Genomic DNA, 11,141 nt, shown 5'->3' with positions numbered 1-11,141 from the left:
TGGGCAATCTGCCGCCTTGGGCGGCAGGGTGGGCAAGGCGGCACCCCCAGCGCCGAGGCACCGTGCGAGCGGGCCCGCGCGTAGACGCCGATGGAAGGACCCCGCACCGTCGGTGGAGCTGTGTGTCAGCACAGGGATATGACCTCGGGGGATGCCCGGGTCCAAGTGGAGAGGGGGTGGAAACCCGTGTGGCCGCATTCGCCGAAGATCGTCACCGGGGCGCCTCCTGAGAGGGCGACGAGGCGCCACAGGCCGGGGGACGTCGCCGCCGGCGCGGGAATGGGGAGCGCCGATTTGCCGTCGGCGTCGGCGAGTTGCCAGCCGCCGCCGGGGGACTGCGACGGTATGACGTCCGTCAGCGTCACCGGCCATGATTCCAGCCAGGGATCCGCTGAGAGCGCCTGACCGTAGGCGGCCAGCGCCTGACCGACACCGACCCCCGCGGGCCGCCCCCCGGAGGGAACCGGCGCGGAGAACTGTTCACCCAGCTCCGCCCGGAGGGCCCCCGCTCCGGGGTGTCCCGCGATCTCCGCGTCCACGGTCAGCCCGGTCGGCAGTGCCACGGACGGGGCGCGACCTGCCGCGCCGAAGGAGAGGAGCAGGACGGTGCGGGCCGACTCGGAGCCGTACAGCCATATGCGGCGCGTGGTGAGGTGCCCGTCCGCCGTGTCGTACTGGGACAGGACCAGCCAGTTGTCCCGGAGCGGCGGTTCTTTCGATGAGGCGGGCAGGCCGACCCGGGAGCGGACCGTGGCCGCCAGGTCCTCGGGGAGCGCCGCGCGGTGCAGCCAGCCCTGGTCGAGGAGGTGCAGCAGGGCGCATTCCTCGAGCAGCCGTACCGGCCAGCCGGGGCCGCTCGCCGGTATCGCCCCCAATTCCCGTACGCGCGAGGCGAGTCCGGGCGCCTGGGCGTCGACCATGCGGGCCGCCGTCTCCTCCCACAGTCCGTAACCCGCCTGCTCCGCCTGGGCCAGCCCGCCGCGGAGCAGATCGGTGAGGCGCTGCTCCAACTCCGCGGCCCCCGCGGTGATCCGCTGCGCGCGCCGCTCGGCTCTGCGCCGTGCCGCCTCAGGGTCGGCCGGGGTGGCGGTGCCGCCCGGTCCTGCCGCTGCGGGCTGCTTCGCTTCGGCTCGTTTCGCGCGCTCGCCGAGCCACTGCCCGGCCCAGTCCGGCGGCCCCTGCCCGTCCGGCACCCGGATGTCCCCGTTCGCCCAGAGCAGGAGCAGTCCCAGTGCGTGCTTGCACGGGAACTTGCGGCTCGGGCAACTGCATTTGTATGCCGGGCCCGTGCCGCCCGGCCCGCCGCCGGTGTCCACGATCGTCTGGTACGGCTTGCTGCCGCTGCCCTTGCACAGTCCCCATACCGCTCCCTCGTCCGAAGTCCCGGTCTCCGACCAGGGCCCCGCCGCCCCGAGCTTGCTTCCCGCCTTGCGTGACGAGGCGTCAGGCGCCAGTGCCAGCACCTGGTCCGTCGTCCAGCGCACCCCCTGCTGAGTCATGTCACCGACGGTAGGTCCCGGCACTGACAATTCGTGTCGCCTGCCGTTTGACCTGCGGTGATCGTTGGTGCGCGGTCGATTGTCAGTGGCGTGGTGCACCGTGGAATCCATCAACGCGGCGAGGTCGTCACAACCTCGTCGTGTTGGTGCGAGTGCGCGTTGAGTTGGGTGACCAGAGGGGTGGGACGAGCATGACCGCTTCCGTCGAGGTTCGGGCCGGGGAGCAGGCCGACGGCGAGGTGCTGAGGGCGCACGCCGAGGATGCCTTCGCGGGTGAACTCGCCGCGCTGGCCGAGCAGGACGACCGGCCGCGGCCGGCCCGCTGGCGTCTTTCACCGTGGGCCGTCGCCACCTATCTGCTCGGCGGCACGCTGCCCGACGGGACGGTGATCACGCCGAAGTACGTGGGGCCGCGGCGCATCGTCGAGGTCGCCGTGACGACACTGGCGACCGACCGGGCCCTGTTGCTTCTCGGTGTGCCCGGGACCGCCAAGACGTGGGTGTCGGAGCATCTCGCGGCCGCTGTCAGCGGGGACTCCACGCTGCTCGTGCAGGGCACGGCCGGCACACCGGAGGAGGCCATCCGGTACGGGTGGAACTATGCGCAGCTGCTGGCCCACGGGCCCAGCCGGGACGCCCTCGTCCCCAGTCCCGTCATGCGGGCGATGGCGGACGGCATGACGGCGCGCGTCGAGGAGCTCACGCGCATTCCCGCCGACGTGCAGGACACGCTCATCACGATCCTGTCCGAGAAGACCCTGCCCATACCGGAGTTGGGGCAGGAGGTGCAGGCCGTGCGCGGGTTCAACCTCATCGCGACGGCCAACGACCGGGACCGGGGCGTCAATGACCTGTCGAGCGCGCTGCGGCGCCGGTTCAACACCGTGGTCCTGCCGCTTCCCGCGAGCGTCGAGGCGGAGGTCGACATCGTCTCGCGCCGCGTCGAACAACTGGGCCGTTCCCTTGAGTTGCCGAGCGCTCCCGAGGGCATCGATGAGATCCGGCGGGTCGTCACCGTCTTCCGCGAGCTGCGCGACGGCGTGACCTCCGACGGTCGTACGAAGGTGAAGTCGCCCAGCGGAACCCTGTCGACGGCTGAGGCCATCTCCGTGGTGACCAACGGGCTCGCGCTGTCGGCGCACTTCGGGGACGGGGTGCTGCGGCCCTCCGACATCGCCGCCGGGATTCTCGGCGCCGTGGTCCGTGATCCGGCGGCCGACCGGGTCGTCTGGCAGGAGTACCTGGAGGCGGTTGTACGCGAGCGGGACGGGTGGAAGGACTTCTACCGGGCCTGCCGCGAGGTGAGCGCATGACAGGGCCGCTGCTGCTCGGAGTCCGGCACCACGGGCCCGGATCCGCGCGGGCCGTGCGCCGCGCCCTGGACGCGGCACGGCCGCGGGCCGTGCTGATCGAGGGCCCCCCGGAGGCAGACGCGCTGGTGCCGCTCGCCGCCGAGGAGGACATGCGGCCGCCGGTCGCGCTGCTCGCCCATGTCGTGGACGAGCCGGGGAAGTCGGCGTTCTGGCCCTTCGCCGAGTTCTCGCCCGAGTGGGTCGCCGTCCGCTGGGCCCTGGCCCACGAGGCGCCCGTCCGCTTCATCGACCTGCCCGCCGCCCACAGCCTGGCGATGCGGGAGCCCGAGGAACCCGAGGAAGCGGTGGAAGCGGCGGAGGACGTACGCGTCGACCCCTTGCGCGTGCTCGCCGAGACCGCCGGGTACGACGACGCGGAGCGCTGGTGGGAGGACGTCGTCGAGCACCGCGAGGGCGACGCCTTCGCCGCGCTGGGTGAGGCCATGGGCGCGCTGCGGGAGTCGTACGGGGACGGCGGACACGACCGCGACCCGGAGCGCGAGGCGCACATGCGGCTTCAAGTGCGGGCTGCGGTCAGGGAGTTCGGTGACAGCGTCGCTGTGGTGTGCGGGGCCTGGCATGTGCCCGCGCTGCGGCGGAAGACCACCGTCGCCGCCGACCGCGCCCTGCTGAAGGGACTGCCCAAGGCGAAGGTCGACATGACCTGGGTGCCGTGGACCCACCGCCGGCTCGCCCGCGCCAGTGGGTACGGGGCGGGGATCGAGTCGCCCGGCTGGTACGGGCACTTGTTCAGCGTTCCCGACCGGCCCGTGGAGCGCTGGCTGACCAAGGTCGCGGGGCTGCTGCGCGACGAGGACCGGATCGTGTCGTCCGCCCATGTCATCGAGGCGGTGCGGCTCGCGGAGAGCCTCGCCGTGATGCGCGGGCGGCCGCTGGCCGGGCTGACGGAGACCATCGACGCGGTGCGGGCCGTCCTGTGCGAGGGATCCGACGTCCCGCTCTCGCTCATCCACGACAAGCTGGTGGTCGGCGACGTCCTGGGGGAGGTGCCCGAGGCGGCGCCCGCCGTCCCGTTGCAGCGCGACCTCACCCGGCAGCAGCGCACCCTGCGCCTCAAACCGGCCGCGGCGGAAAAGGAGATGGACCTCGATCTGCGAGGCGACACCGATGTCGCGCGCAGCCGCCTGCTGCACCGCCTCCGGCTGCTCGGCGTCGCCTGGGGCGAACCGGCCAGGTCTGCCCGCGGCTCCACCGGCACCTTCCGCGAAACCTGGCGCCTGCGCTGGGAACCGGAGCTCTCGGTGCGGGTCGCCGAGGCCGGGGTGTGGGGGACGACCGTGCTCGCCGCGGCGGCCGCCAAGGCCCAGGCCGACGCCGTCGCCGCGACCGCCCTCGCCGACGTCACGGCCCTCGCCGAGCGCTGTCTGCTGGCCGGACTGCCGGACGCGCTGCCCGTCGTGATGCGGATCCTCGCCGACCGCGCGGCCCTGGACACGGACGTCGGCCACCTTGCCCAGGCCCTGCCCGCCCTGGTCCGCGCCCTGCGCTACGGCGATGTGCGCGGCACCGACACCGGCGCCCTCGCCGAGGTGGCGACCGGCCTGGCCGAGCGGGTCTTCGTCGGACTGCCACCCGCGTGCGCCGGCCTCGACACGGACGCGGCCGACCGGATGCGCGGGCACATCGACGGCGTGCACTCCGCCGTCGGGCTCCTTGCGGACGCCGCACTGCGCGAGCGGTGGCGGGCCGTGCTGCGCACCCTCGCCGCGCGGGACAGCGTGGCAGGCGTGGTCCGCGGCCGGTGCGCCCGGATCCTGCTCGACGAGGGAGCGCTCGACGACGACGGCGCGGCCCGGCTGATGGGCCTCGCCCTCTCGCCCGGCACCCCGCCGGGCGAGGCCGCGGCCTGGATCGAGGGCTTCGTCGGAGGCGGCGCGGGCGGCGGTCTCCTCCTCGTCCACGACGAGCGGTTGCTCGGCCTGGTCGACGCGTGGCTGACAGGGGTGTCGGGCACCGCGTTCACCGACGTACTGCCGCTGCTGCGCCGCACGTTCTCCGCGTACGAGTCCGGAGTGCGGCGCTCTCTGGGCGAACTGGTTCGGCGTGGGCCCGCGGCCTCGGCCCCCGCCGGGGCGGGCGGGGTCTCCGGGTTCGCCGACGAGCTCGACCTGGACCGGGCCGATGCGGTGGTGCCGGTTGTCCGGATGCTGCTCGGGGCGGGTGCGGGGGTGGGAGCCGGATGAGGGAGAGGGGGCCGGGGTGCGCGGCCGGGTGCGTGGCCGTTGTGGTTGCCCGCGCATCTCAGGGGCGCGGGGCTGTGACATGTGCGGCTTCGCCGCGTGGGCGCGACCGGCCCCCACCGGACCCGCACCCGCGCACCCAGCGCACCACGCAGACGAGACAGCGCACCGACAACCCCGCGGAGGCGGCGACATGACGGAAGCCACGACCACCGGCGACGAACGGCTGCGGCGCTGGCGCCTCGTCCTGGGCGGCGACGCGGCCGACGGCACGGGCTGCCGACTCGCGGGCGAGGACGCGGCGATGGACGGCGCCCTCGCCGCGCTGTACGGCAACGGCAACGGCAAGCAGCCGGCACCCGGCGGCAGCCGAACCGCCGGGCTCGGGGCCTCCGCCCCGTCCGTCGCCCGCTGGCTCGGCGACATCCGCACGTACTTCCCGTCCTCCGTCGTCCAGATCATGCAGCGCGACGCGATCGACCGGCTCGGCCTGTCCACGCTGCTGCTCGAACCGGAGATGCTGGAGGCCGTCGACGCCGACGTCCACCTCGTCGGCACCCTGCTCTCGCTCAACAAGGCGATGCCGGAGACGACCAAGGAGACGGCCCGCACGGTCGTCCGCAAGGTCGTCGAGGACCTGGAGAAGAAGCTCGCCTCGCGCACCCGCGCCACCCTCACCGGCGCCCTCGACCGCAGCGCCCGGATCAGCCGGCCGCGCCACCACGACATCGACTGGAACCGCACGATCGCGGCCAACCTCAAGCACTACCTGCCGGAGTACCGCACGATCGTGCCCGAGCGGCTCATCGGATACGGCCGGGCCGCGCAGTCCGTCAAGAAGGAGGTCATCCTCTGCATCGACCAGTCGGGCTCGATGGCCGCGTCCGTCGTCTACGCCTCCGTCTTCGGCGCCGTGCTCGCCTCCATGCGCTCGATATCCACCCGGCTCGTCGTCTTCGACACGGCCGTCGTGGACCTCACCGACCAGCTCGACGACCCGGTCGACGTCCTCTTCGGCACCCAGCTCGGCGGCGGCACCGACATCAACCGGGCGCTCGCCTACTGCCAGTCGCAGATCACCCGCCCCGCCGAGACCGTCGTCGTCCTCATCTCCGACCTCTACGAAGGCGGGATACGCGACGAGATGCTGAAGCGGGTCGCCGCGATGAAGGCGTCCGGCGTGCAGTTCGTGACGCTGCTCGCGCTCTCCGACGAGGGCACGCCCGCCTACGACCGGGAACACGCGGCGGCGCTCGCCTCGCTGGGCGCACCGGCGTTCGCCTGTACGCCCGATCTGTTCCCCGATGTCATGGCCGCGGCCATCGAGAAACGCCCCCTGCCCATACCCGACGTGGCGGCCGAAACCGGCGGAGCGGCGGCAAACCGGATATGAGTACCCATCGGTAACACAGGGCTTGCGCAGGCGCCCTCGTCCCATGCGAGTATCTGCGCACCGTGACTGCCCCGATCGCTTCTCCCGCCCCCGCCGAGCGCCTGCCGCGCGCGGCGACGCGGCGGCGTGCGCTGCAACTGGCGCTGCTGCTCGGCGGGTTGATCGGTCTCGGCTTCCTCTGTGGCGGGCAGGCCCATGCGGACGATGCCGGCGGCACCGCCTGCGATGCCGCCTCCGGCACGCTCGCGCCACGTCACGCGGCGGTACGCGAGGTGACGGCCGAGCCCATGCGCGAAATGCGTGCGCGAGTCGTCGAACCCGTGCGGGAGAAGGTCGTACGGCCCGCCCTCGACACGGTGCGCCAGGTGGCGAAGCCGGTGGGCGAGTTGCCCGGCCAGGTCGTCGGAGGCCTCGTCGAGGAGACTCCGCGACCGCTGCCGCACGTGCCGCCGACGCTGCCCGCCCTGCCGGATCTGCCGGAACTGCCGGGCCTACCCGGACACTCCACACCCCGGCCCGCTCCCGCCGGGCCCGCCGCGCCCGCCGCGGCGCAGCCCGTCCACACGTCCACGGCCGAGCACGCGAAGGAGCGTGCTCCGCGTGCGCACGGCGCGGCATCGGTGGGGCCGAAGGAGTACGGCTCCGCGTGGCCCGGCGACGTAGAGCGGGAGGTTGCGCACCAGGCGTTCGCGGCCCGGCATGCCGTCTCGCCGCAGCCGGCCGCGCCCCACGCCCCGCCGCGTCCGGACGGCGTCCTTGTGGCCAACGCGTCCGCGGGCGACGGGGGTTCGACGCGGCACGGTGATCTGCACGCGGCAGCCTTCGGCAGCCGGGTGCCCGTTCTGCTGCCGCCCGGCGCGCTCGCGTCCGGCGGTCCCGCGCCGGTGGCCGGCCGGCATCGAGATATCCCCGAATTTCCTGGTTAGGGCAGCCCCTTCCCCGCATCTGACCTGCTGCGCGGGGGCGGAACAGGTCTGCCCGACACCCGGAAATCGCCGGAAATTCGAAGGAACCACGTACGCATGAACAAGAACATCCGCCGCTCCATCGTCATAGCCGCGGGCGTCTCCGGCGCCTGGGCACTCGGCTCCGCCGTGGCCGGCGCCGACGAACTGCCCGCCCATTCGCTGTCCGTGCCCGATGTGGCCGCCGACGCCGTCTCCGACGTACAGGACACGGCGTCGCACCTCACGCAGGGCGCCACCGGCAAGGTCACCGACAACGTCACTGACAAGACCACCGGCAAGACCACCGGCAAGGCGATCGACGATGTCGCCGGGAACAAGGTCACCGAGAAGGCAGCGCACGCGGTCGCCGGCACCAAGGCGACCCAGAAGACCGCGCACGCGGTCGCCGACACCAAGCGCACCGCCGCCAAGGCCACCGACCAGGCCAGGTCCACGGTCGCCGCCGCCACCGCGCGGGACGACGTCGACTACCTCTTCGGCCCGCTGTCCACCTTCGCGGCCGAGGACGTGACCGCCACGGCCACGCCGATCGCCGACGAGACCGCGGCCGCCGTCCTGCCGCCCGTCGCGGCCACCGCCGTGCACGGTGTGCTGCCGGTCGCGGGCCGGGCCGTCGGGGACGTCGGCACGCTCGCGGGCGGTGCGGTCGGGGACATGACGCCGTTCGCCACCGGCCTGGTCGGGCAGCAGGTGGGCCCCTTCGCCACGGGCGTGACCGGCGAGGTGCAGCCCCTGGCCACCGGCGTGGCCGGCGCTGTCGGCCCGCTCGCGCAGGGTGTGGTCGTGGGTGACGTGGCGCCGTTCGCGGGCGGCGTCGTGGACTCCGTGGACCCCCTCGTGCAGACCGTCGTCGACCAGGTGAGGCCCGTCGTGCAGGGCGTCGGCACCAGCGCGCAGGGCCTGGTGCGGGGCGCCACCGGCGACGTGACGCCGTTCGCGGCCTCGGTTGTCGGGGACGGCGTGGCGCCCTTCGCGCGGAACGTCGTCGGCGACGGCGTGGCGCCCCTGGCCGGCGGGGTCCTCGGTGACGTGACCCCGTTCGCGCACGATCTGACCGGCACCGTCGTCGCCGACGTCCAGCCGCTCGCGGGCAACGCCGTCTCCGGCGTGCACGGCGTGGTCGGTTCCGTCGCGCCCAGCTACGTGCAGGGCATCTGATCCGACGCCGGTGAGCCGGGCCGACCGAAAACCATCGGTGTGACCTGGCCGACAACCGGCGTACGGGCGGGCGAATCCGTCGGGGACGGGATGCCCGCCTTGGGCCCCTTTCTGTGAATTCCGGGGCTCTCGGGTGGCCTCACCGTGCGTACCCCCGCACGGTGAGGCCGCGAACGACCCGCACACAACCCGCATGCGACCCGCAAACAAGCCGCAAACAAGTGGCGGACAGCACGACAAACGGGACGCTCTGTGACCGGTATCACCGCTCAGGTGTGATCTGCGATTTAGGGCGCATCGCTGAGCGGCGATAACCTGCGAGACGGACATGCCGCGTACCCGGCCACTGTGTACGCCTCGTACGCCTCCCTTGTGACAGCGGAGTCACGTTGCCCATCGCGGCACGCCCACGCAGGAAGATCGAACCGCGAGATCACTGATAGGGACGGACGCGCGTGGACCTGTTCGAGTACCAGGCGAGGGACCTCTTCGCCAAGCACGGTGTACCGGTGCTGGCCGGTGAAGTCATCGACACGCCTGAGGCAGCCCGCGAGGCGACCGAGCGGCTGGGCGGCAAGTCTGTCGTCAAGGCGCAGGTCAAGGTCGGTGGCCGAGGCAAGGCCGGTGGCGTGAAGCTGGCCGCCACCCCCGACGAGGCCGTCGCGCACGCGACGAACATTCTCGGCATGGACATCAAGGGCCACACGGTCCACAAGGTGATGATGGCCGAGACGGCTCCGGAGATCGTGGAGGAGTACTACGTCTCCTTCCTCCTGGACCGCACCAACCGCACCTTCCTCTCCATCGCCTCCGTCGAGGGCGGCATGGAGATCGAGGAGGTGGCGGTCGAGCGCCCGGAGGCCGTCGCCAAGACGCCGATCGACGCCAACGAGGGCGTGACCCCCGCGGTCGCCCGCAAGATCGTCGAGGACGCGAAGTTCCCGGCCGAGGTGGCCGACAAGGTCGCCGACGTGCTGGTGACGCTGTGGAAGACCTTCATCGAGGAGGACGCCCTCCTCGTCGAGGTCAACCCCCTCGCCAAGGTCGCCTCCGGCGACATCATCGCCCTCGACGGCAAGGTCTCCCTGGACGAGAACGCCGACTTCCGGCACCCCGACCACGAGGCCCTGCAGGACAAGGACGCGGCCGACCCGCTCGAGGCCGCTGCCAAGGAGAAGGGCCTCAACTACGTCAAGCTCGACGGCGAGGTCGGCATCATCGGTAACGGTGCCGGTCTGGTCATGTCGACGCTGGACGTCGTCGCGTACGCCGGTGAGAACCACGGCAACGTGAAGCCGGCCAACTTCCTCGACATCGGTGGCGGCGCGTCCGCCCAGGTGATGGCGAACGGCCTGGAGATCATCCTCGGCGACCCGGACGTCAAGTCCGTGTTCGTCAACGTCTTCGGTGGCATCACCGCCTGTGACGAGGTCGCCAACGGCATCGTCCAGGCGCTCGCGCTCCTCGAGGAGAAGGGCGAGAAGGTCGAGAAGCCCCTCGTCGTCCGCCTCGACGGCAACAACGCCGAGCTGGGTCGCAAGATCCTCTCCGACGCCAACCACCCGCTGGTGCAGCGCGTGGACACCATGGACGGCGCGGCCGACAAGGCCGCCGAGCTCGCGGCCGCGAAGTAAGGGACGAGGGACAGAACAGCCATGGCTATCTTCCTCAACAAGGACAGCAAGGTCATCGTCCAGGGCATGACCGGTGCCACGGGCATGAAGCACACCAAGCTCATGCTCGCCGACGGCACGAACATCGTCGGCGGCGTGAACCCGCGCAAGGCCGGCACCTCCGTCGACTTCGACGGCACGGACATCCCGGTCTTCGGCACGGTCGCCGAGGCGATCGAGAAGACGGGCGCCAACGTGTCCGTCCTCTTCGTCCCGCCGGCCTTCTCCAAGGCCGCCGTGGTCGAGGCCATCGACGCCGAGATCCCGCTCGCCGTGGTCATCACCGAGGGCATCGCCGTCCACGACTCCGCCGCGTTCTACGCGTACGCGAAGTCCAAGGGCGACAAGACCCGCATCATCGGCCCGAACTGCCCGGGTCTGATCACCCCCGGCCAGTCGAACGCCGGCATCATCCCGGGCGACATCACGAAGCCGGGCCGCATCGGCCTGGTCTCGAAGTCCGGCACGCTGACGTACCAGATGATGTACGAGCTCCGTGACATCGGCTTCTCGTCCGCCGTCGGCATCGGTGGCGACCCGGTCATCGGTACGACGCACATCGACGCGCTCGCCGCGTTCGAGGCCGACCCCGAGACCGACCTCATCGTCATGATCGGCGAGATCGGCGGTGACGCCGAGGAGCGCGCGGCCGACTTCATCAAGGCCAACGTGACCAAGCCGGTCGTCGGCTACGTCGCGGGCTTCACCGCCCCCGAGGGCAAGACCATGGGCCACGCCGGCGCCATCGTCTCCGGCTCCTCCGGCACCGCCCAGGCGAAGAAGGAGGCCCTCGAGGCCGCCGGCGTCAAGGTCGGCAAGACGCCGACCGAGACCGCCAAGCTGGCGCGCGAGCTGCTCTCGTAGTTCGCGGCTCTCCGCAGATCAGTGGGCCCGCAC

General features: G+C 72.3%; 8 protein-coding genes. 7 read left to right on the top strand and 1 reads right to left on the bottom strand.

Annotated features, from left to right (window positions below):
- Window positions 1-125 precede the first annotated feature (125 nt).
- Entirely contained in the window at window positions 126-1,499 is a 1,374-nt protein-coding gene (locus AB0J02_RS29975) for an SWIM zinc finger family protein (RefSeq protein ID WP_363196919.1), read from the bottom strand.
- 191 nt (window positions 1,500-1,690) lie between these two features.
- Here AB0J02_RS29975 and AB0J02_RS29970 point away from each other — a divergent pair, with 191 nt between their 5' ends.
- From AB0J02_RS29970 to sucD, 7 genes are all read left to right on the top strand, one after another.
- Window positions 1,691-2,812: an AAA family ATPase gene (locus AB0J02_RS29970; protein ID WP_363196918.1), complete on the top strand. Its 1,122-nt coding sequence runs from the start codon at window positions 1,691-1,693 to the stop codon at window positions 2,810-2,812.
- Window positions 2,809-5,055, top strand: coding sequence for a DUF5682 family protein (locus tag AB0J02_RS29965; RefSeq protein ID WP_363196917.1), 2,247 nt, complete (start codon window positions 2,809-2,811; stop codon window positions 5,053-5,055). Before AB0J02_RS29970 ends, AB0J02_RS29965 begins: the two co-directional genes overlap by 4 nt.
- A 190-nt stretch (window positions 5,056-5,245) precedes the next feature.
- Window positions 5,246-6,445, top strand: coding sequence for a VWA domain-containing protein (locus AB0J02_RS29960; RefSeq protein WP_363196916.1), 1,200 nt, complete (start codon window positions 5,246-5,248; stop codon window positions 6,443-6,445).
- A gap of 62 nt (window positions 6,446-6,507) precedes the next feature.
- Complete coding sequence (locus AB0J02_RS29955) at window positions 6,508-7,371, top strand: hypothetical protein (RefSeq protein WP_363196915.1); 864 nt, start codon at window positions 6,508-6,510, stop codon at window positions 7,369-7,371.
- Window positions 7,372-7,467: 96 nt separating this feature from the next.
- On the top strand, window positions 7,468-8,571 hold the full coding sequence (locus AB0J02_RS29950; RefSeq protein ID WP_363196914.1) for a hypothetical protein: 1,104 nt from the start codon (window positions 7,468-7,470) through the stop codon (window positions 8,569-8,571).
- A gap of 455 nt (window positions 8,572-9,026) precedes the next feature.
- The gene (gene sucC / locus AB0J02_RS29945) at window positions 9,027-10,205 is read left to right on the top strand and encodes an ADP-forming succinate--CoA ligase subunit beta (RefSeq protein WP_363196913.1); all 1,179 of its coding nucleotides are present in this window, start codon (window positions 9,027-9,029) and stop codon (window positions 10,203-10,205) included.
- A 21-nt stretch (window positions 10,206-10,226) separates the two neighbouring features.
- Entirely contained in the window at window positions 10,227-11,108 is an 882-nt protein-coding gene (gene sucD / locus AB0J02_RS29940) for a succinate--CoA ligase subunit alpha (RefSeq protein WP_363196912.1), read from the top strand.
- The last annotated feature ends 33 nt before the right edge of the window (window positions 11,109-11,141 follow it).

It is taken from the genome of Streptomyces sp. NPDC050264 (assembly GCF_040655895.1).
Taxonomy (GTDB): Bacteria; Actinomycetota; Actinomycetes; order Streptomycetales; family Streptomycetaceae; genus Streptomyces.
This window is presented reverse-complemented; position numbering and strand designations above follow the sequence as displayed.

Bases quoted from the DNA above. Each gene is read 5' to 3' on its own strand.
- AB0J02_RS29970 (WP_363196918.1), top strand. From the start codon at position 1,691: ATGACCGCTTCCGTCGAGGTTCGGGCCGGGGAGCAGGCCGACGGCGAG.
- AB0J02_RS29965 (WP_363196917.1), top strand. From the start codon at position 2,809: ATGACAGGGCCGCTGCTGCTCGGAGTCCGGCACCACGGGCCCGGATCC.
- AB0J02_RS29960 (WP_363196916.1), top strand. From the start codon at position 5,246: ATGACGGAAGCCACGACCACCGGCGACGAACGGCTGCGGCGCTGGCGC.
- sucD (WP_363196912.1), top strand. From the start codon at position 10,227: ATGGCTATCTTCCTCAACAAGGACAGCAAGGTCATCGTCCAGGGCATG.
- AB0J02_RS29975 (WP_363196919.1), bottom strand. From the start codon at position 1,499: ATGACTCAGCAGGGGGTGCGCTGGACGACGGACCAGGTGCTGGCACTG.
- AB0J02_RS29950 (WP_363196914.1), top strand. From the start codon at position 7,468: ATGAACAAGAACATCCGCCGCTCCATCGTCATAGCCGCGGGCGTCTCC.